We start from the raw sequence: 20,944 nt of genomic DNA on the forward strand, positions 1-20,944 counted from the left end.
CGCTTCTGAAGCGGCTTTTTTTTGCTCTGAACAGAGGGCTAAACTTATATTACATTTTGATTACATAAAGGCATCTAGTAGAAGAAATTGTTGTATAACAAAAAACAGCAGATTTTCATTGTGTTAAAAAATGTCAATTTAAAAAAAAACAAATTGAGATTGAACCAAAGGCTGCGATCCACTATCACATTATTGTGGTCGCAACGATCACATTGGAATCACGTCTACAAGAGGTAACTCAATGAAAAGACAAAAAAGAGATAAACTTTCCCGCGCACATGCCAAAGGTTATCAAGCTGGTGTAGCTGGGCGCTCAAAAGATAATTGTCCCTTTCAAACCTCGGAATCCCGATCCCAGTGGCTAGGTGGCTGGCGAGAGGCCATCGAAGACAGACAGCTGGGTATGACCAAACTCTAACCCCAACAGACGATAATGTTTAAGCCCCTTAACAGGGGCTTTGATTTTTTAAGTGGCCTTAAAAAGCGCTGGTGTCCTGGAATAGCCCCACTTTCAGATCATTGGCACGGTAGATTTCACGACCATCGACTTCGACCACACCGTCACCCAGGCCCATAAACAATTTGCGTTTAATGACCCGTTTTATATCGATTCGATAGGTGACTTTTTTCGCGGTTGGTAAAATTTGTCCAGTGAACTTCACTTCACCAACGCCAAGGGCGCGGCCTTTACCGGGACCACCACTCCAGCCCAGAAAGAAGCCGACCAGTTGCCACATCGCATCGAGTCCCAGACAACCGGGCATCACCGGATCACCCGGGAAGTGGCATTCAAAAAACCACAGATCCGGATGAATATCTAATTCGGCGTGGATAAAACCTTTGTCATGGGCACCGCCGGTTTCGCTGATCTGAACGATACGGTCCATCATCAACATATTCGGGGCGGGCAACTGGCTGTTACCTGGTCCGAACAACTCCCCGCGACTACAGGCCAACAACGCTTCCCGGTCAAAACTCGATTTCTTATCTGTCATAGCTTTCCAACATGTTCTAATAAAGGCGCATAATTTAGCGAACACTTGTACGCTAAACAACTCTGAGCAGTCAATCCTTTTTTACGTTAACGATGGTAGACTGCATCCATCAAACATCAACTTCATGACAGAGTAATGAAAACGAAAACGTCTAAAGCGAATACGAATGCCGAAAAACAACGGCGCTATCGTGACCGTCAGAAAGCCCTTGGCCATAAGCAAGTACGAGGGTATGTCTCACCACAGGCGATGAGTTGTTACGAAGAAATTCGGCATAAGACCCAGTGGACAGACAATGAAGTACTGTCCAATGCATTGCGTATTACTTATGCGGCTTACCGTTGTGGGCAGATAAAGCTGCTTAACGAATGGTTAAAAGACCACAATCGCTAACCTGCAGCCGATAATGAAAGCCATACACAATTGACGGGTAACCACCGTAACAGGTTAAGGTTACATCAATGTGAATATTTTTTACCCAATTTAGTTGTCATTTTTTCTACTTTGCTTCTAGTCTATTGGGCGGGTAATTATTTTACCCCTCATGCAACAAGTCTATAGGAAAGAAAAAATGAACATAAAAAAACGTCTCAGTATCGCTGTATCCGCAGGGTTAACCATTGCCGTTTCGTCGACGGCGCATGCACAGCAGGCCCCAGTGCCTGTGCCGTCTTCACCTGATAGCGCTCCGCCAATGGGGCAATTTTTTGAAGCCGATCCTACCGAACGCTACATGATCACCTTTCAGTCTGTGGCCAACAATACCAACGGGCAGGGGAACGGAGGCTTTGCCGATGTACCCGCCATGGTCGATGGAAAGCTCCATCAAGGTAACGTACAGCGTATTCTTGCTGGCGTCGGTGCACGCATGAATAAGTTTATGCCAAAGCACGACATGGCAGTCGCCAGCCTGAATAAAAAGGCACTGAATGCCTTACGCAACAACCCCAATGTTGCTGCTGTGGATCATGATCCCAAACGGTATCTGCAGGCTCAAACTACACCGTATGGTGTGCCGATGGTACAGGCTGACCAGTTAAATCAAGCCAACCTGTCTGCGCGCAAGGTCTGTATCATCGATACCGGCTTTAATTTGGGGCATGATGATTTAGGTGATCAAAATAACGGCGTAACAGGCCAGGCCAATAACAGTGCTGTGGGCAATTGGTACAATGATGGTAACGGCCACGGCACTCACGTCGCCGGGACCATCGCCGCGTTGGACAACAACCTTGGCGTCGTTGGTGTATATCCTGGTGTTGATTTGCACATCGTTAAAATATTTAACGATCAGGGCAACTGGACCTATGCTTCTGACCTAATCGATGGCATTGATCAATGTCAGACCGCCGGTGCTAACGTGGTGAACATGAGTTTGGGGGGAGGGAGCTCTTCAACCGCAGAAAGCAATGCCATGCAGACCTTTGTCAACCAAGGCGTAATGCTGGTTGCCGCAGCCGGGAATGACGGTAACAGTAGCTTTTCGTATCCGGCTTCCTACGACGCGGTGATTTCAGTTGCTGCGGTGGGCTCCAATGAAAGCCGAGCGTCTTACTCTCAGTACAACAGCCAGGTAGAAATCGCTGCACCAGGCTCTTCGGTGTATTCGACCTATCCTGACAACAGCTATGCCACCCTCAGTGGCACATCCATGGCAACACCTCACGTTGCAGGTGCTGCAGCGCTGGTGTGGAGCTTTTTCCCCAGTTGTAGCAACGAAGAGATCCGTGCCGCATTAAACGCAACGGCAAAAGACAAGGGGAGTAGTGGCAGAGACACCCAGTACGGATACGGGATCGTTCAGGCTAAAGACGCTTACGACTACCTCAATACCTACGGCTGTGAAGGCAGCGGCAATGGCGGCGGTGGCGGTGGCGGCGGTGGCGTCGATCCCGTTAACGGCGAATTGACCGGACTGGCGGGGGCACGCCGAGCCTGGGATCGTTATACTTGGGATATTCCAGCTGGTGTAACGACCATGACCGTGTCTATTTCTGGCGGCTCCGGCGACGCCGACCTGTACATGCAGTTTGGCAGTCAGCCCGAGACGAACAGCTATGACTGCCGCCCCTATCTGTACGGTAACAACGAAACCTGTACCTTCAACAACCCAAGCTCCGGTACATGGCATATCGGCATTCGTGGTTATACCGCGTACAGCGGCGTGACGCTGTCCTACAGCTATGAATAGTCTGTAAAGCCCTTAGGTCGCTGGCTCGCAGCATTTCCCTGGTGTTGCTGGTCAGTGGCCTGTTTCCTGTCTACTTTTATACGGAAGCGCCGCCTTTGTTTGATTCGGATCAAAAAATCAACAACAACAAGGTGGTTCAATAAACCTTAACAATGCACGCAAAGGATATCCGCATGAAAGTTGAAACCAAGCCCTTCGGTCGTATTATCGTCGCCATTGATGTCTATTCTACCTACGCACCCGTGTTGCAACGGGCCCTGGCCATGGCCAGTGAACCATCGCAGCTAAGCTTGGTTTACGTCACCTTACCTCACGCCTACTTCGAACCCTATGCGGTGGATATCGGGCGAGACTTCGTAGCAGATATTCAGGCCAAGGCCGCGAGCCGGTTAAAAGACATTGCCGCCGCAAACGGTATTCCCACTGAACAAACGTATTCAATGATTGGCGATGCCTCAGACGAAATACATCGCCTCGCCGAACAACAGGGAGCAGATCTTATCGTCATCGGCACCCACGGCAAGAGCGGTCTCAAGTTACTGCTCGGCTCCACAGCGAATGCAGTGTTGCACGGCGTCAAGTGCGATGTTTTGGCAGTCAAAGTGTAGCCGTTATGACACTCTCGCCCAGCCGAAATATCAGCCAGCTAACCCAGTCTGCGGTTGCCGTGGTACTTGCCGGTGGGCGAGGTACGCGTCTCGAAGCGTTAACCAAATACCGCTCTAAGCCCGCCTTACACTATGGCGGCAAATTTCGATTAATTGATTTTCCGTTGTCCAATTGTATCAACAGCGGGATACGCCGTATCGGCGTTGTTACCCAGTACAAATCCCATTCATTGATCCGTCACCTGATGAACGGCTGGGGCGGCTTTAATCGTCATCTCGGTGAATACATCGACCTGTTACCGGCATCGCAACAATATGCCAACGATTGGTACAAAGGCACAGCCGATGCGTTATACCAGAATCTACAGTTTATTCAGAAGACTCGCGCTGACTATGTGATTGTGTTGTCAGGCGATCAGGTGTACCGCATGGACTATGGTGAGTTGTTGGCTGATCACGTCAAACACGACGCAGATGTCACGGTGGCTTGTCTGCCTGTGCAGCAATCAGAAGCCCGGGGCAAGCTGGGCATCGCGCAGATCAATGACGAACATCGAATCATTGATTTTGTTGAAAAGCCGCACAATCCCTGTGAGATCCCCGGCCGCCCAGGGTGGTCATTGGCTTCAATGGGCATCTATGTATTTAACACCGATTTTCTGGTCGAAAAACTCAAAGAGGATGCGGTTGCGTTGTCATCCAGACATGATTTCGGTCACAACATCATTCCTGACAGTATTAAGCGCTATCGGACATTTGCCTACACCTTTGAAGAGCAAGCCTGTCAAACACAATACTGGAAGGATGTCGGTACACTGGACAATTACTTTCAGGCCAATATGGACTTGTTAACCCGCCAATGTCAGTTCGATCTGTTTGATCAACACTGGCCAATCTGGACCTACCATGGACAGACACCGCCAGCGCGTTTTTCAAAAGACGAATGCGGCAGACACGGCCTCACTCAGGACTCTCTGATCAGTGGCGGCTGTGAAATTGTGGGAGCGCAGATCATACATTCCTTGTTATTTACCAATGTAAAAGTGGAAGGTGGCGCCACTGTAGAGCATTGTGTGATACTGCCAGAAACAACCATTGGACAAGGGGCATCCCTGAAAAGAGTGATTGTTGACAGCCACTGCACTGTGCCCGCTGGCATAGAAATCGGCCACTGTGCTGAGGCGGACAAGCGGCGGGGTTTTACCGTGACACAACAGCAAATCACCCTCGTCACCCAGGAAATGCTGGATAAAATGCCACTCACGTCCCAGCGTCAGCAGCAATTGCATTTACCGACCCTCAAACAGACCGAAGAGTCTGTAGTGACGCATAAAGGGCAGCATTAACCGTAACGGGTTACGCGTAACCCATGTTCGCTGATATTCCACTCTTTTGGGTAAAAAATAGAAAAGCTGGCGCCTGATTTGCTTAGTAATCACAACACTCCACCCATTGGGTTTACCGTGAACAGCATTCAAAACCAACGCCTGTCATTGTTTGACTATCTTGACCCCAAATCCAACCAATCCACGTCGTTGGATGAGGTGGTAAAGCGCAGCCAGCAAACTCCCAGCGCAGGGATAGATGAAGTTCATCAAAGCCTTAGCAGCCTGCCTTCGATGGACGCCCTGGTAGACGGTATCGTCAACGGAGAAAGCACCGTTTCTCACCAAACCGTTGAGGACATGTGGGCCTTTTACGGTCAGCAGGTTAAGGATGAAGTCGAGCAACTGGCGCAAAACTACAATGTTGCAGAAATGCCGGCACTGGCAAACATTGACGGGCAGTGGCAAGCCGTTGCCGGACAATCGTTGTCCAAAAGCCAACAACAGTTTCTTGATTACCTGAACCGTGATCAACGCCTCAGCGATCGGTTAAGCCGTCTGGATAGTCTTACCCAATTAAAAGAGCTATCTCACAGTCATAGCCTTGCTTCGGCATTACAGGCGCAAGGAAACGATGAAGCCACAGTCACTGGCTATCTTGTGTCTACCCGTGACGCGATCATCAACAATCGCGCACTGGGTCTGGTGGATGGCAAGCTATCGTTTGCCCAGGCCGGAATTGCGCAGCGGCAATTTGAACTGTTGGTAAGCTAAGCTGGCGGTGTTTGCGCCTTCCAAGCAAGCCACGATTGACTTACCATAGCGCACTCAGCCCACAGAACCGAAGTAGACCATGCCTGATCTTCTCCAACGCTTGCACGCCAATCCTGTCAGTGGCTGGTTGTTGCGCAGTTTCAGCGTGCCAAACCCTGTTCCACTCGCGCGCACTCAGGAGCGCTTTTTACCCCAACCAATGACAGGCAAGCGCGTCATGCACGTCGAACTTGGTGGTCCAGAAAACGGGAGTGGCGTGCGCAGCGCATTGGAGGGCAGTGGCGCCTCGTTGATACAGCCTCCACAAACAACGGCAACAGGAACCATTGATCTGTTGATCATCGATGCGCTGCAGGGACTGAATGGTCAGACGATTGAACAGTTATATCGCCAATGCCAACCATTGATGCGCGGTCTGAATCAATGCGCCAGTGTAGTGGTGCTATCCACAGCACCGCAACGTCATGAGCCAGTGAATTGCGCATGCCATTCCGGTTTACGCGGGTTCACCCGTTCATTGGCCAAAGAACTGGGACGTTTTGGTACCCGGGTCAATCTGATCTCTGTTCCCGATGGCGCACATCACCATATTGCCGCCGCGCTGAACTTCTTTGCCACTGAACATACCTGTTACGTAACAGGGCAGGTCATCACCCTGAATCCATCAACGGCACCCTCAACGTCCTGGCAAGCTGAACCATTGCGCGGAAAAGTCGCGGTTGTCACGGGTGCCGCCGGTGGTATTGGGCGCGCAACCGTCTTGCGTCTGGCACAGGAAGGGGCAAAGGTTATCTGCGTTGACGTACCGGGCGCTAAGCAGGCATTGGAAGAAGCCGCTAGCGCCTGCCAGGGCATTCCGCTGGCAATAGACATTACCTCACCGGAAGCACCAAAATTGTTGCTACAGTGCCTGTCACGAATTGGCGAACCCGGCATTGATGTGTTTGTTCATAATGCAGGAATTACACGGGACAAATCGTTTGCCAATATGGACCAAAACCAATGGCAACAAGTGATGGACGTCAATCTGAACGCCATTATTGGCATGGACAAGGCGCTTTTGGCACAAGGCGCCCTTAAACAAGGGGCTCGCTTGGTATACCTGTCTTCCATCAGTGGCATAGCCGGCAATTATGGCCAAACCAATTACGGATATACCAAGGCCGCGTTGATAGGATATGTCGATGGACTCGCCGAAACATTGGCGGAGCAGGGGATCAGTGCCTGCGCTGTTGCGCCAGGATTTATTGAAACCCCAATGACCCGTAAAATGCCTTTTGTCACCCGGGAAGTCGGCCGTCGTCTGAACGCCTTTAAACAAGGCGGGATCCCGATGGACGTCGCTCAGGTGATCGCTTGCCTGGCAACAGAAGCAGGCCCGGCAATGTCGGGAAATACCATCAGGGTTTGCGGTCAACAACTACTTGGCGCCTGAGGCTTCGCTCAATTGCACTACCGCAAATTGATGTACGTCAAAGCTTGGCCGGTTAATGTCACAATTCCTTGTCAGTGCCATTTACAGCAATGAGATCTGACTTACACTGTAGATGATGCAGCGCCGTCTGAACGTTTGCGTTGCAAAACGTCTGATATTCACAACAAGGAAAGCAACCATGGTATCCATCGACAAAGCGCAATTGCAAAAAGAACTCGACCGCCTGATGAACGACGTGCGTCGAGAGAAGGATGAGCTAACCGTAAAAGCACACCTGTTTAAAGCTGATGCCAAAGACGAATGGGACAAAGTGGAAAAAAAGTGGCAACAGTTCAGTCACAAAGCAGAAGCGTTTGGCCAGGAAGCGCAGGATGCGTCAGGTGATGTTGGCGCGGCCCTGAAGTTACTTGGCGAAGAACTGAAACACAGCTTCCAGCGATTGAAAAAGAAACTCTAACCGGTGATCTTCGCGGTTGTCCATGCAAATCGGCAAACGGGCTGCCGTTTACTCTGTCCACACCCGGGATAGGTGTTGCAGGACGGTTTGGTCACTGGCTTGAGGAAATTCATTGTACCAGCAACCAACCGCAACAAAAGGAACGGGCGTGTGTAGACACACCAGTTCATCTGCTAATGCCCTGATGTCAGGCAGGGCATCCTCACAACCGACGGGCACAGCAACAATAACGCTGCGCGGCTGTGCACTGTGTAGCGCGCGTATCGCTGCTTTTATGGTTGCACCGGTAGCGATGCCGTCATCCACCAGAATGACGGTCTTTCCTTCTAATTCGGGAAACGGTTTATCACCCCGATACACGGCCTGACGACGGTTTAATTCCACTTTTTCACGTGCTATTGCCTGGTCAATATCAGATTGCTTTACACCATAATGCGCAATGATATCGTCGTTTAACGCCACCACATCTCCGGATGCAATCGCGCCCATGGCCAGTTCCGGTTCACCGGGAACGGTCAGCTTTCTGACTGACAGCATGTCAAATGGCAGGCCCAACGCCAATGCCAATTCACATCCCACCGGCACACCGCCGCGAGGTAACGCCAGGATCAAAGTATCCTTAGCCCGACGGTAACGTTTGAGTTCCTCGGCCAATAATTGACCGGCTCGCAACCGATCTCTGAAAGGGAAGTCCACTGGGTACACACTCCAATCGTACACTCACTAAAGGTATAGACCGACTTTGTGATTTTCGTCAGTAAAGGGCAGGTCATAAGCGGGCGTTCAATCTACTTTGATAACGGGCCAATCGAGGGTAGGGGGTGGATGGGGTTTATTTTGTCAGCTTTTTTATCATTTTTTGTTGATCGCCGTGACGAAAAAAACCTAACGCTTTGATAAACAACACAATGTGTCTTGTGGTATGCGATGTGCTTAAAAAATAACCGCAAGCATACACACTCTTAAACCAGGTTGTTAACCATGAAACTAACCATTACGTTGTTGTTGTTGCTGTCATTTCCATTCTTACGCGCCCACGCTGCATTTATCGACATTAAACCGATCCAGGTCTGTGACGATGCCGGTACGACCTGCGCGGGTATGAACTTTTTTGAAAACTTTACCGATAAAATCTGGGCTCAGGCCGGTATTGATATCAATTTCCTGTCGTCGGCACAGATCCTCGAAACAGACTGGCTGGACGTTGATATTGATTCTAATCCTGCCAATGGCGAGTTGGATAACGAAGCCATCGCCATGATTGACTATGCCGATGCCAACATCAACGATTCCAATGCAACCCTGGCCATCAATATGTTCTTCGTTGATTTATTGGATAGTAGTGCCGGTTTCTTCGGATTGGGATGTGGCGCCCCCATTTATGCCGCGTTTTGTGTTAATCGCACCGGGATCTTCATATCTGACAATATTTTTGACATTAACAGATACGACACCATCGCCCATGAAATAGGCCATGTGATTGGATTGACCCACGGCGGCTTCGGTGCCGGTGGCGCTGAAAATCTGATGACATCAGGCGGTAGTCGCAGTGTGCCAACGTCGCTGAATGACATCAGTCCGGACGGACTTGGATTGTCAAACCTGACCGATGCACAAATTGCCGAAGTGTATAATTCACGTTTCGTACAGGAAATGCCTGAACCAGCCACATGGTTGTTGATGATGGCCATGACCGCGTTGTTTATTCCAAAACGCAGAACGGCCTGTTAAACGCTATTTGCATTGAAACATACATGAAAACAGTCGTTGCCCACGTTATGTGGGCATTGCTAATGTTGTTGTTCGCAGCACAGGTGCACGCAGCGACTGATATTATCGCGGTACCAGATCCTGTCAGAGAATATGTTTCACCATCGGGTCAGTATCGTCTTGTCATTCGCCGAAACGAAACCCGCGCGTCGATAAGCGTATTCAATTACCAAGATGGCGTAAACGTATCCTGGTCGTCTGAGATCGCTCATCGATTCGGACCTCGCTTTGCGTTTGTATCCGACAACGGCCAGGTCATTTTAGTGGATGAATGGCTTAATCGCTTCACGGACCACGCCGTCACGGTGTTTGATAGCAGTGGTAAAGTAATCGCATCATACAGCACCGACGACATTGCCCAGACATTGTCAGCGACAAGACAGCACGTGCATAAAACAGCAACCATCGGCGCATGGATACAATCACAACCGGTGTTCGATCAATCAGCACATGCCGTGCTTTTCAAGTGTGCCGATAAACCCTTACTTGTTGATGTTGCAACTGGCTTGCTCAGTGTTGTTACTGAAGCTGAAGAAATTGCGCGATAGGCGCTGATATCACTGTGACTTGCCGGAATAAGACTGTCCCCGTAGAAATATACCAAAGTACGCATAATGTATATTATGTTAAATTAACTATTTTAGCATTAAACCCTAATCCAGATACACATTCACAAAGCGATTAACTACAACTACCTCTCACGGTTTTCCGCATTGCCAGGCCCTTACTTTTAAAAGCAGATGGTTTTGCCGTCGTTTGAGCTTTGCACGGCATATTCTAGTAACTGAATACTTTGCAGCGCTGACGATGCGGTGACGGAAGGCTTTTCGTTCAAACGAATAGCTTCGGCAAGTTGTCGGTAATAATGTGCGTAGTCACCCGATTGAGGTTGAAGCAATTGTTGCTGCTCTGACAGGTAAACCTGTGCGAATTGTTCCTGTGGGTATTCGCCCCAACCGGCGCTTCCGGGAAGCACGCCGCGCTTTAATTGATCTTCCTGCGGGTCTAAACCCGTGAAAACCGCACTGCCTAATGTTCCTTGTAACGAAAACCGGGGATTCGGTGCGGCGTTGAACGGACTGCTGTGCAGTCGTACTTTCAGGCCTGGGTAATGCAGCATCACATCAAAAAAGTCACAGGTTTTGCCATTTTCACGCAAGGTTTCACAGTGGGCGGTTAACGCTTGAGGGTAACCAAACAGCACCAACGCCTGGTCAATCAGGTGAGGGCCGAGATCGTATAGGATCCCTCCCCCGTCCTGATCGGTTTCCCGCCAGCGATCACGAACCTGTGGCCGAAACCGGTCGAAGTGACTCGACATATACCGGAGTTCACCGAGGCGTTTTTCTGCGAGCAGCTGTTTAACGCTAAGAAAGTCGCCGTCCCAACGACGATTGTGGAACACCGATAACACTGTACCCTGCTGTTTTGCCGCGTCGATGAGGGCCTGGCCATCGGCACTTCGGGTAACAAAGGGCTTGTCGACCACCACATGCTTGCCCGCGGCTATGGCGGTATTGGCAAGGCCGTAATGATGTGCATTGGGCGCTGTGATCACCACCAGTTCAATGTCCGGGTTCTCACACAACGCATCAATGGTGTCACACACCGTGACGTCCGGCAGTACCGCCCTGACGTCATCCGGTCGGGAGCTCATCACGCCTCGCACTGCAAAACACGCCAGTGCATTCAAAAAGGGTAAATGGAAGGTGGTGGCTGAGAAGCCAAAGCCCACCAGACCTACCTTTATCGGGGTCATCATCGCTTCAGTTTTTTATCGGGGGATCAGTTGGCACTGGACAGTGTCGCCATCCTGGGACAATTGTAACGTTGCTTCATCCACCTTTTGCCAGAAGGCCCGCTGGCCGTCTGCATATTTCAGCCCCGACGCACTGGTGACCCGTGGCAGTTCAAAAGGCTCGGCGAGCATTGCTCCGCTAATTCGAGCACTGTCAGCATGATGGATAACGATGATGGTTCCCTCGCCACATCGAAATTCTGAGTAGGTTGGCATATCCGCGGACGCCGTTTTATGGCAAACGGGCTTTTTATAGGTCTGGCAGGCCTTTTTGGTGCAGGCAGCGGGACCGTTGATATACATTCGTCGACATTGATTGCAGCCATCAAAGTAATCCAGGCACGCCGGACCAACTTTGCCGTTTTCCAGCACTGTTTGTGCAGGTAGCGCATTGTCTGTGCTCTGATTGTCCAACGTCTGGCAACCAGACAGTAAGAGCAGCAATGCGCTGATAGCGAGCAAACGGGTCGACATCATACTGAATTCCTTGTAAATCAGTTGGGTTAAAACGCCAGTGCCTGAACATCACCGATTTCGATCACGTGCGACGATGCAAACTGTTCCAACGGAAACGCACTCGCGGTTAGGCGATGGTTTCGCATGTATTCTTCTATCCAGCCTACCGCTTCCAGTTGCATCAGTCCACGTTCAATGCGCTGCGCCAGCAAGGTATTCTGGGGATGTACAAAAAAATGCATGCTGAGTGAATACGCCAACAGGGTATCGGTAAAAAAGCGTAATTCCGGGTATGTGACTCGGGCGTTATTGGTTTCACCCTTGCCTTCGAACACACTCAGTGGCAGATAATCACAGCGGGAATTCGCCACCATTGCAAACATGGTGTCAATACTTTCGATGCGCAATACCGGCAGGCCTGCCATTTCCAGAATATCCGCATCTGGCCAGTGCTGTCCCTGACAGGCACGTAGTTTACTCAGCGATTTTAAATCGTGTATTTGGCGAAACGCTTCCTGCCGATCAGCGCGGATAACAAACCCCCGCCACCCCAGGCCATTGCGCATTAGCGGTAAGGATATGCGTTTGAGGGTATCATCCCGCAATGGACTTTTAGCCGTCCATATCACATCAAACCGCCGTCCCTGGGCCAATTCAAGCACCGTTCGGCCCTGCCCTGGAAATGGCACGACCTGGAGATCAACCGGCCTGTAGTCGTTTTCTGTAACGCGGAATACTTCCGTCAACAGACCAGAAAAATAGTCAAAACTGGGATCATTTTCGGTTTGCGGTCCCGCTATCCGTACCACCATCTGTTCGACCATGGGGTCAGCAGACACCGCAGCAGTCGACAATATCCCGATCAAAAACAGGACGCTTTTTAACATGTCGAACCTTTTCATCTTGCCATCACTAGATATAGCGCAACACCCAAGCATATGCCATTCTGTACTCTGAAGAAGTTGAGCCTGTATTTGCTATGAAAAAATCTTTTGTCCCCATCATCACCGTCGTTGGCTGTTTGTTGTGTAATTCCCCGGTAATGGCCCGGATCCTTATTGATGGTGTCAACGTTAAAGGTTCGCTGCATTCGGTGTTCCGGGTACCCGGCCAGACCGTTGAGGTGGCATTACCCAGCGGTTGGCAGACTGACCACGATGCGCCAAATGTGGCGATCATCGTCGATGCGTCGCATCAGACCTACCAGTGGCAATCACAACAAGGGGGCGAGGATTTTACCTTGCAGGTATTTTCACTTATCCCTGCAGAACGGGTCAGAAATGGTCGGCTGGGGAATTACATGATCGGCACCTACCCTGTCCCCCCCAAACAAAATACCGCAGCCCATCAACCCCCTGCCGGCTTTTTACAGGTGTCGCCACGGTTAGTGGATATGCAAATCACCGATCATTTTTCGTTACGACCGTTTATCAGCAAACAACCCGGAGAGTTTCCCAAGTATCTGTATCTGAATGACAAACTGCTGGCTTTTCTGGAAGACTTTCGTGCAGCCATCGAACAGCAAGGCTTCGACATTCAAGGTTTTGGCTTTATTTCGGGCTACCGAACGCCCCATTACAATCAACAACTGGACAACATTAATCACAGCCAGCACATGTATGGCAATGCGGCAGATATTTATGTCGATGTTGACCAGGATGGCAGGCTGGATGATTTAAACCGAGATGGTCAGCACAATGCATCCGATGCCAAGTTTCTTTTTGGCTTGGCTGAGCGGTTTATGCGTTCCTCTCCCGACTATAAAGGCGGGCTGGGTCTGTATGTCCCTACCCGCAAACATACCGGTTTCATTCATGTCGATGTGCGCGGTTACCCTGCCCGTTGGTGAATCAAAACTGTAGCTTTGTGGAAACTTTCCGATAACATAACAATGAACAACGGGTTTGCTCGTAGAAACAACCGGCCGATATATGTTTGAGTCAAAGCTGAAAGTCGAAAAAATTGAACTGGTGAAACGGATCATCCGCCAGAACAATTACCGGCAATTTGAAAAGACACATAATCAGTGCCTGGAACTCGGGTTGGTGGTGAATCGCTCCGCATTGGACCGGTTTGCCAGTAAACTGGAGCTGATTGACAAAGCAGAACTGTCGAAGCGACAGTATGAGTTGCACAAACTGGAACTGGCAAAACGACAACAAAAACAAACGGCAGCTGCGCGCAAGCCGGTTGCTACGAAGGCCTCTCCTCCAGCACCCACTACCACGACGGTCACAACTAACGTCCCGCAACAGGTCGTGCGAGCGCCAATTTCAAAGCGCAAACATGTCGAATTGCAGTCCATGACCTATGATCAGGTTAAGCAACGTGAAGCGGAAATAACCTTCGCCCTGGGAGAGCTCAAAATCCGTGAAAATGAATTACTGCAGGAATTGATCAATCTCACAGAACTCCTTGATAGCAAACAATTTAATTGAATACCGTCAGTAGCTACGTTTTAATGTAATACCTGTTCTACATACTTTCTCTATATAGACAATCACCGGATCGCATACGTGGACTTCGCTTATATTCTTTTCGCCTTTGCTTGTGGGCTGGCCGTTAAAACCATCAACCTTCCACCGTTGATCGGTTTTCTGTGCGCAGGTTTCCTGTTAAATGCATTGGGCTACCAGGCGTCGCCAGCGCTATCTACCCTTGCTGAACTGGGCATCACCTTAATGCTGTTTACCATTGGGCTCAAACTCAACATACGGGATTTGATCAAGCGAGAGGTCTGGCTGGGCAGTATCTCTCATGCCATTGTTTGGATAGGTATCTCCAGCGGTCTGTTCATGTTACTGGCCTATCTGGGCGCAGGACATTTCGCCCTGTTGAGTTGGTCTGATGCCGCCTTGCTGGCGTTTGCACTGAGTTTTTCTAGCACTGTCTGTATCGTAAAACTGCTGGAAGACAGTGGTGAAATAAAGACCCGCCATGGCAAGCTCGCCGTGGGGATCCTGATCATGCAGGACATTTTTGCGGTTGTATTTCTGGTCGTTGCAACCGGGAAAACGCCCACCTTATGGGCGTTACTCTTGCCACTACTGCTGTTTACCCGTCCTGTTTGGCGCCGTCTGCTTGAGGCGACGGGACACGGCGAGTTGCTGCCCCTCACCGGATTCATGTTTGCATTGGGTGCCTATGAGCTATTCGAACTGGTCGGCGTAAAAGGTGACCTGGGAGCACTGATCGTGGGCATGATCATCGCGCGCCATCCCAAATCCACCGAATTGGCCAAAGCGCTGATGGGCTTTAAAGACTTGTTCCTGATCGGTTTTTTCCTCTCCATCGGCTTTACTGCGCTCCCCACCCTGGACATGGTTATAACCGCCTTGATCCTTTGTACGCTGCTGCCGTTAAAGTTCGCCGCGTTCTTCCGCCTGTTTACCGGCTTGCGCCTGCGCGCCCGCACGGCCTACCTGGGTAGTCTGGTGCTGGGTAACTACAGTGAATTTGGCCTGATTGTCATTGCCTTACTGGTCAGCCTGGGCACGTTGCCGCAACAATGGCTGGTGATACTGGCTATCGCAGTATCCATATCATTCCTGTTTACTGGGTTTAGCTACCGTCACTCGCACCAGCAGTATCGTCGCCTGAAAGACCACTTGCGTCGTTATCAGCACCCCATCCGACTGGCAGAAGACACGTATATACAACCCACCAATGCCAAGGTTCTTGTGATGGGACTGGGGCGGGTAGGCAAAGGTGCTTACACTGCATTGGCCAATGTGCTGGGTGACTGTGTATGGGGCATGGATGCCGACCCGGTGCGTATCCGCCGTCTGCAACAACAGGGCCTTCAGGCGCTGGTCGGGGATGGTGAAGACATCGATTTCTGGGAAAATACCGATTTGTCCGGCGTCGAGCTGGTATTGCTGGCCGTCCCGTCAACCGAAGACATCAGCAATATTACCGGGCAACTGAGGGCCGCCGGATTTACCGGCAAAGTCGCCGCAATCGCGCGTTATGAAGATGAAATCCAGCCGTTGCTCGATGCAGGCTCCGATAAGGTGTTTAACTTCTTCACCGAAGCCGGTACCGGTTTTGCGGAAGAGAGTCTGCAGTTGATAAAGGCGTCTCCCAAGTACGAAACGAGTCCACAATAATAATCATTCCCATTATCTATCCCACTGTTTTATAAAGTATTTTTACTTCCTCTTAGCCGTCCGCTATACTTAGCGGTCTGTGCCAAACTTAGGGAAAATATCATGCAAGGCAATAAACAGGTCATCAGCGCACTCAATGAAGTGCTGACCAGTGAGCTGACCTCCATCAATCAATACTTTTTGCACGCCAGGATGTACAAAAACTGGGGGCTGAAACGTCTGAATGATGTTTGCTACAAAAAATCGATCAAGGACATGAAACAAGCCGATGCCCTGATTGAACGCATTTTATTTCTGCAGGGACTGCCGAACCTACAGATGTTAGGCAAACTGATGATTGGCGAAGAGCCCACAGAAATGCTCAAGTGTGACATGGACTTTCAACTCGCCGCCCTGCCCTTGGTGCGCAACGCGATTGCTCTGTGTGAAAAGGAACAGGATTATGTGTCGCGGGATCTGTTAGAAGATATCCTTGAGTATGAAGAAGAGCATGTCGACTGGCTGGAAACCCAGGATTACCAGATCACCAACATGGGCATTGAAAACTACCTGCAAGCCCAAATCACCGAGGGAGACGACTGATGCAAGGTAAAAACGTCATAATTGAAGCACTGAACCGCTTACTGGCCTATGAACTGGCGGCAATGGATCAGTATTTTATCCATTCTCAAATGTACCATGACTGGGGTTTGAGCAAATTGTATGAACGGATCGCTCACGAGTTCGATGATGAGAAAACCCATGCCACAAAACTGATTGAGCGCATGTTGTTTCTGGAAGGTGTTCCGGACATGACCCAGCGCGAAGGGTTTAAAGTCGGTACAGATGTTCCCTCCATGCTGGAAAGTGATTTACGGGTTGAATACGCGGTCACGGAAAAACTCAAGGAAACCATCGCCCTTTGTGAGCAGGAACAGGATTACGTCACCCGGGACATGTTAATGGTGCTTCTGGATGACACGGAAATGGATCACGCCTATTGGCTGGAACAACAGTTGGGGCTGATCAAGCGCCTTGGATTACAAAACTACCTGCAATCCCAACTCTGAACGGTTTTTAATCGCCGCTACGCTGAGTGTCAAAATAGAGCTCGAGGCGCAGCGGCGGTTGTTTCTCTTCTTGTACAAACTCAACCACCATTCGCCACTCCATGTGCGGTTCAGAGCAACTGCCCAGGAAGCTCTCGGCATCGAGCGTGGTGTTTTCGCCCTCGCGGGACGGTTGCGACAGCGGTACCACCTGCATTTTGCCCATAAACATGTTCACACCTTCTATCCAGGCTTGTTTAAAGGTAAGGCTGTGTGGGTAGGTCATATGCAGGGTAAACAGTGTTTCAAGAGGAACAGTCTGGCTATCGAGGGAGATGCGAATACGCTGCCCACCGGTTTCAAACGTGCATCCTCCCTGCTCCAGCGTACACCGGGTTCCCTGCACCACTGGACCCGTGTCGTCGTTGGATAACCACTGTCCTAGTGAAACTATCAGAATCATGACTATACTGAGGACGAATAACTTGGAAACGGGTGAGTAGTTTTTGCTCGCGATGGTCATTATTTGGTCTGCTTTATTCGGTAACCAATGGTGAAAAACTGGGCGCTGATTTCGCTCGGTTTGATTGAGATCAAGGACTCCGTGTTTAGGCTATCTTTTTAAGGCCAAACACTTTATCATGCGCGCCGAAAAACCTACATTGGCAACTGTATCAAATGGTTAGGTTTTTTACGCACCCAAACCGTTTACGCCTGACACTGCTCAGGTAAACAACAATAATCTAGAAGTGGAAGATCCAACAACATGAGTGAAATCAGTCAAGCACACCCTGATTACAACTACAAGGTTGTTCGGCAGTTTGCCGTAATGACGGTAGTGTGGGGGATCGTGGGCATGGCAGTTGGCGTGTTTATTGCCGCTCAGCTGTTTCTACCAGCCCTGAATTTCGACATCCCATACCTTACGTTCTCGCGCTTGCGCCCGCTGCATACCAACGCTGTTATTTTCGCGTTTGGCGGCTGTGCCTTGTTTGCTACCTCCTACTACGTGGTACAGCGAACCTCACAGGTAAGACTTTTCAGTGACAAGCTGGCGTCGTTCACCTTCTGGGGATGGCAGGCGGTTATTGTGCTTGCAGCCATCACGCTGCCGTTGGGGATTACCTCAAGTAAAGAGTATGCAGAACTTGAGTGGCCGATTGATATTCTGATCACACTGGTTTGGGTCGCATATATCATCAATTTCTTTGGTACCGTGATCATTCGACGCACGTCGCACATTTACGTTGCCAACTGGTTCTTCGGCGCCTTTATGCTGACCGTTGCTGTATTGCATATTGGTAACAGCATGGCGATTCCGGTGTCCTTTACCAAGTCCTACTCGCTGTACGCGGGTGCCGTCGATGCCATGATGCAATGGTGGTACGGACACAACGCGGTAGGTTTCTTCCTGACAGCAGGGTTCCTGGGCATGATGTACTACTTCGTGCCTAAACAAGCGGGTCGCCCGGTTTACTCTTATCGTTTGTCGGTTATCCACTTCTGGGCGCTGATTTCCCTGTACATCTGGGCCGGTCCTCACCACTTACACTACACTGCCCTGCCAGACTGGACACAGTCTCTGGGTATGGTGATGTCGGTGATCCTGTTCGTACCGTCCTGGGGCGGGATGATCAACGGTATCATGACCCTGTCTGGCGCGTGGCATAAACTGCGTACCGACCCCATTCTTCGCTTCCTGATCGTTTCATTGTCTTTCTACGGTATGTCGACCTTTGAAGGTCCGATGATGGCAATCAAGACAGTTAATGCGCTGTCACATTACACCGACTGGACAATCGGACACGTTCACTCCGGCGCATTGGGTTGGGTTGCGATGGTTTCTATCGGCTCTATTTATCACCTGATCCCCATACTGTTCGACCGACCCAGCATGTACAGCGTGAAATGGGTCAACGTACACTTCTGGCTGGCCACCATCGGCGTTGTGTTGTACATCGTTGCGATGTGGATGTCAGGTGTACTGCAAGGTCTGATGTGGCGTGCAGTGAATGCCGACGGCACCCTGACCTACAGCTTCGTAGAATCGCTTGAAGCGTCCTATCCATTCTATGTGGTTCGATTTATCGGCGGTGTGTTTGTTGTTGCCGGTATGTTGCTGATGGCGTGGAACGTGTACAAAACCATTCGCACCCCACGTGAAGCATTTGATGCTGAACCTCAGGCTCAGGCTGCATAAGGAGTATTGCGATGAAAAACGTACATGAATTAGTTGAAAAGAACGTTGGCCTGCTGACCGTTTTCATCCTGGTGGCAATCAGTTTCGGTGCGATGGTTGAAATCACACCGCTGATGTACCAACAGCAAACCATGGAAAAAGTTGACGGCCTGAAGCCTTATACCGCATTACAGTTGGAAGGCCGCGATATCTACATCCGTGAAGGCTGCGTCGGCTGTCACAGTCAGATGATTCGTCCGTTCCGGGCAGAAACTGAGCGTTACGGTCACTATTCCGTTGCCGGTGAGTCTGTCTGGGAACACCCCTTCTTGTGGGGCTCAAAACGTACCGGACCTGATTTGGCCCGTGTCGGTGGACGTTACAGCGATGAGTGGCACCGTGTGCACCTGATCAATCCACGTGATGTGGTACCAGAGTCCAATATGCCAGGCTTTCCCTGGTTGGCAGAAAACACACTGGATGGTGAGTTGACTGCCGAAAAAATGGAAGTCTTCCGTGGTTTTGGCGTCCCGTATACCGATGAAGACATTGCTGGCGCGAAAGCCGCAGTGCAAGGTAAAACGGAAATGGAAGCCCTGATTGCTTACCTGCAATCACTGGGAACGGCGTTGAAATAACATGGATTATGGATTAGTTGGCAGTATTTTTACTGTTGTCGTCTTTGTCTGTTTCATGGGCATTGTGTTATGGGCTTTCAGTAAACGCGCCAAGACGCGTTTTGACCAAGCACAAAACCTGGTGTTCGATGATGAACCACAACAACAGACAACAAAAAATAAGCAGGAGTCTTCCGTAAATGAGTAGCTTTTGGAGTATCTGGGTTTCAGTAATCACACTGGGCTCTATCTTGGGCTGTTACCTGTTGTTGCGCTGGTGTTTGCTGAATAAAACCGGTGTTGAAGAAGGTGATGATATGCATCATTCCTTTGACGGCATCATTGAAATCAACAATCCGCTGCCCCGTTGGTGGACCATTTTGTTCTACATCGTGCTGGTATGGGGCCTGATCTACCTGGCAGCCTACCCCGGTCTCGGTAACTTTGCCGGTTTGCTAGGTTGGAAGAGTTCCAACCAAAACATTCAGAGCCTGGCCGAGTCCCGTGAAGCGGTAGAACTGGCGAAACAAAATGGTGAATTGGTGCAGTACGACCGTGAAATTGCCCAGGCAGAAGAACGGTTTGGACCCATCTTCGACAAATACGCCTCACAGCCTATTGAAGTGTTGGCCAAAGATGAAGAAGCACTGAAAATTGGACAGCGTTTGTTTTTGCAGAACTGCTCCCAGTGTCACGGATCTGATGCCCGTGGTCAGCGCGGATTTCCGAACCTGACCGACAATGACTGGCTGTACGGTGGCACACCGGCAAAAATCAAAGAAACCCTGCTGAATGGCCGTAATGCCATGATGCCGGCTTGGTTGGACGCCTTCGGCGAGCAAGGTATTGAAGAAGTGGTTGCCTACACTTTGAGCTTAAGCGGTCGTCAGGTCGACCAGCAGCTTAAAGAGGCCGGCGAAGCGCGCTTCGCTGCCTGTGCAGCTTGCCACGGCCCGGACGGTAAAGGTAACCAGGCATTTGGTGCGCCGAACCTGACTGACAATATCTGGTTGTACGGTTCCACCAAAGAAACCGTCACTGAAACGCTCAAATATGGCCGTGCCGGTGTCATGCCGTCGTTCAAAGATACGTTGGGCGAAAAGAAAGTGCATCTGGTCTCTGCGTACGTTTACAGCCTGTCTCAAGACAATTAAACTGCGCTAGCGGTAAACCAAAGCCTCGGTCAGCCGGGGCTTTTTTTT

The 20,944-nt window shown here is 50.3% G+C and carries 25 protein-coding genes; 19 read left to right on the plus strand and 6 right to left on the minus strand.

Features of this window, described 5'->3' with window-relative positions; all coding sequences use genetic code 11:
• Window positions 1-241: 241 nt before the first annotated feature.
• On the plus strand, window positions 242-418 hold the full coding sequence (rmf, locus tag LJ739_RS05440; RefSeq protein ID WP_229157813.1) for a ribosome modulation factor: 177 nt from the start codon (window positions 242-244) through the stop codon (window positions 416-418).
• Between the two features lie 58 nt (window positions 419-476).
• Here rmf and fabA read toward each other — a convergent pair whose 3' ends face one another.
• Window positions 477-995 (minus strand): 3-hydroxyacyl-[acyl-carrier-protein] dehydratase FabA, encoded by a 519-nt coding sequence (gene fabA, locus LJ739_RS05445; RefSeq protein ID WP_229157815.1) that lies wholly within the window; start codon window positions 993-995, stop codon window positions 477-479.
• A gap of 135 nt (window positions 996-1,130) precedes the next feature.
• On the opposite strand from fabA, the gene LJ739_RS05450 reads away from it, so the two are divergent.
• From LJ739_RS05450 to LJ739_RS05480, 7 genes are all read left to right on the plus strand, one after another.
• Entirely contained in the window at window positions 1,131-1,388 is a 258-nt protein-coding gene (locus tag LJ739_RS05450) for a hypothetical protein (protein WP_229157817.1), read from the plus strand.
• A 301-nt stretch (window positions 1,389-1,689) separates the two neighbouring features.
• A complete protein-coding gene (locus LJ739_RS05455) occupies window positions 1,690-3,186 on the plus strand; it encodes a S8 family serine peptidase (RefSeq protein WP_407646762.1) in 1,497 nt (498 codons plus the stop codon).
• A 173-nt stretch (window positions 3,187-3,359) separates the two neighbouring features.
• On the plus strand, window positions 3,360-3,794 hold the full coding sequence (locus LJ739_RS05460; RefSeq protein ID WP_229157821.1) for a universal stress protein: 435 nt from the start codon (window positions 3,360-3,362) through the stop codon (window positions 3,792-3,794).
• A 5-nt stretch (window positions 3,795-3,799) separates the two neighbouring features.
• Entirely contained in the window at window positions 3,800-5,140 is a 1,341-nt protein-coding gene (gene glgC / locus LJ739_RS05465) for a glucose-1-phosphate adenylyltransferase (RefSeq protein ID WP_229157823.1), read from the plus strand.
• A gap of 117 nt (window positions 5,141-5,257) precedes the next feature.
• On the plus strand, window positions 5,258-5,893 hold the full coding sequence (locus LJ739_RS05470) for a hypothetical protein (RefSeq protein WP_229157825.1): 636 nt from the start codon (window positions 5,258-5,260) through the stop codon (window positions 5,891-5,893).
• A 79-nt stretch (window positions 5,894-5,972) separates the two neighbouring features.
• Window positions 5,973-7,328 carry a 3-oxoacyl-ACP reductase gene (locus LJ739_RS05475; RefSeq protein ID WP_229157828.1) on the plus strand — a complete coding sequence of 452 codons (1,356 nt, stop codon included), beginning with the start codon at window positions 5,973-5,975 and terminating at the stop codon, window positions 7,326-7,328.
• Window positions 7,329-7,506: 178 nt separating this feature from the next.
• A complete protein-coding gene (locus LJ739_RS05480) occupies window positions 7,507-7,785 on the plus strand; it encodes a hypothetical protein (protein ID WP_229157830.1) in 279 nt (92 codons plus the stop codon).
• Between the two features lie 48 nt (window positions 7,786-7,833).
• Here LJ739_RS05480 and LJ739_RS05485 read toward each other — a convergent pair whose 3' ends face one another.
• A complete protein-coding gene (locus LJ739_RS05485; protein ID WP_229157832.1) occupies window positions 7,834-8,481 on the minus strand; it encodes a phosphoribosyltransferase in 648 nt (215 codons plus the stop codon).
• Between the two features lie 285 nt (window positions 8,482-8,766).
• Here LJ739_RS05485 and LJ739_RS05490 point away from each other — a divergent pair, with 285 nt between their 5' ends.
• Entirely contained in the window at window positions 8,767-9,516 is a 750-nt protein-coding gene (locus LJ739_RS05490) for a zinc-dependent metalloprotease family protein (protein WP_229157833.1), read from the plus strand.
• A 23-nt stretch (window positions 9,517-9,539) separates the two neighbouring features.
• Window positions 9,540-10,103 carry a hypothetical protein gene (locus tag LJ739_RS05495; protein ID WP_229157835.1) on the plus strand — a complete coding sequence of 188 codons (564 nt, stop codon included), beginning with the start codon at window positions 9,540-9,542 and terminating at the stop codon, window positions 10,101-10,103.
• A 182-nt stretch (window positions 10,104-10,285) separates the two neighbouring features.
• Here LJ739_RS05495 and LJ739_RS05500 read toward each other — a convergent pair whose 3' ends face one another.
• From LJ739_RS05500 to LJ739_RS05510, 3 genes are read right to left on the minus strand one after another with little or no spacing between them, the layout of a single operon-like run.
• Window positions 10,286-11,314, minus strand: coding sequence for an oxidoreductase (locus LJ739_RS05500; RefSeq protein ID WP_229157837.1), 1,029 nt, complete (start codon window positions 11,312-11,314; stop codon window positions 10,286-10,288).
• A 15-nt stretch (window positions 11,315-11,329) separates the two neighbouring features.
• Complete coding sequence (locus LJ739_RS05505) at window positions 11,330-11,830, minus strand: MliC family protein (protein WP_229157839.1); 501 nt, start codon at window positions 11,828-11,830, stop codon at window positions 11,330-11,332.
• A 26-nt stretch (window positions 11,831-11,856) separates the two neighbouring features.
• Window positions 11,857-12,696 carry a type 2 periplasmic-binding domain-containing protein gene (locus LJ739_RS05510; protein ID WP_229157842.1) on the minus strand — a complete coding sequence of 280 codons (840 nt, stop codon included), beginning with the start codon at window positions 12,694-12,696 and terminating at the stop codon, window positions 11,857-11,859.
• Between the two features lie 92 nt (window positions 12,697-12,788).
• Here LJ739_RS05510 and LJ739_RS05515 point away from each other — a divergent pair, with 92 nt between their 5' ends.
• The 5 genes from LJ739_RS05515 (at window position 12,789) to bfr (LJ739_RS05535) (ending at window position 16,967) form a co-directional block, all read left to right on the plus strand.
• Window positions 12,789-13,658 (plus strand): D-Ala-D-Ala carboxypeptidase family metallohydrolase, encoded by an 870-nt coding sequence (locus tag LJ739_RS05515; protein WP_229157844.1) that lies wholly within the window; start codon window positions 12,789-12,791, stop codon window positions 13,656-13,658.
• Window positions 13,659-13,740: 82 nt separating this feature from the next.
• On the plus strand, window positions 13,741-14,247 hold the full coding sequence (locus LJ739_RS05520) for a hypothetical protein (RefSeq protein ID WP_229157846.1): 507 nt from the start codon (window positions 13,741-13,743) through the stop codon (window positions 14,245-14,247).
• Window positions 14,248-14,325: 78 nt separating this feature from the next.
• Window positions 14,326-15,918, plus strand: coding sequence for a cation:proton antiporter domain-containing protein (locus LJ739_RS05525; RefSeq protein WP_229157848.1), 1,593 nt, complete (start codon window positions 14,326-14,328; stop codon window positions 15,916-15,918).
• A gap of 102 nt (window positions 15,919-16,020) precedes the next feature.
• Entirely contained in the window at window positions 16,021-16,500 is a 480-nt protein-coding gene (gene bfr, locus LJ739_RS05530; protein WP_229157849.1) for a bacterioferritin, read from the plus strand.
• Window positions 16,500-16,967 (plus strand): bacterioferritin, encoded by a 468-nt coding sequence (bfr, locus tag LJ739_RS05535; protein ID WP_229157850.1) that lies wholly within the window; start codon window positions 16,500-16,502, stop codon window positions 16,965-16,967. Before bfr (LJ739_RS05530) ends, bfr (LJ739_RS05535) begins: the two co-directional genes overlap by 1 nt.
• Window positions 16,968-16,974: 7 nt before the next feature.
• Here bfr (LJ739_RS05535) and LJ739_RS05540 read toward each other — a convergent pair whose 3' ends face one another.
• Window positions 16,975-17,409 (minus strand): hypothetical protein, encoded by a 435-nt coding sequence (locus tag LJ739_RS05540; protein WP_229157852.1) that lies wholly within the window; start codon window positions 17,407-17,409, stop codon window positions 16,975-16,977.
• Between the two features lie 303 nt (window positions 17,410-17,712).
• Here LJ739_RS05540 and ccoN point away from each other — a divergent pair, with 303 nt between their 5' ends.
• Genes ccoN through ccoP form a run of 4 tightly spaced genes read left to right on the plus strand, consistent with a single transcriptional unit; the run spans window position 17,713 to window position 20,896 of the window.
• Window positions 17,713-19,146, plus strand: coding sequence for a cytochrome-c oxidase, cbb3-type subunit I (gene ccoN, locus LJ739_RS05545; RefSeq protein WP_229157854.1), 1,434 nt, complete (start codon window positions 17,713-17,715; stop codon window positions 19,144-19,146).
• Window positions 19,147-19,157: 11 nt separating this feature from the next.
• Complete coding sequence (gene ccoO, locus LJ739_RS05550) at window positions 19,158-19,763, plus strand: cytochrome-c oxidase, cbb3-type subunit II (RefSeq protein ID WP_229157856.1); 606 nt, start codon at window positions 19,158-19,160, stop codon at window positions 19,761-19,763.
• Window position 19,764: 1 nt separating this feature from the next.
• Window positions 19,765-19,950, plus strand: a complete 186-nt coding sequence (locus LJ739_RS05555; protein WP_229157858.1) for a cbb3-type cytochrome oxidase subunit 3 — start codon at window positions 19,765-19,767, stop codon at window positions 19,948-19,950.
• On the plus strand, window positions 19,943-20,896 hold the full coding sequence (gene ccoP / locus LJ739_RS05560; protein WP_229157860.1) for a cytochrome-c oxidase, cbb3-type subunit III: 954 nt from the start codon (window positions 19,943-19,945) through the stop codon (window positions 20,894-20,896). Before LJ739_RS05555 ends, ccoP begins: the two co-directional genes overlap by 8 nt.
• The last annotated feature ends 48 nt before the right edge of the window (window positions 20,897-20,944 follow it).

The organism is Fluctibacter halophilus, from assembly GCF_020687825.1.
In the GTDB taxonomy this organism is placed as follows: domain Bacteria; phylum Pseudomonadota; class Gammaproteobacteria; order Enterobacterales; family Alteromonadaceae; genus Fluctibacter; species Fluctibacter halophilus.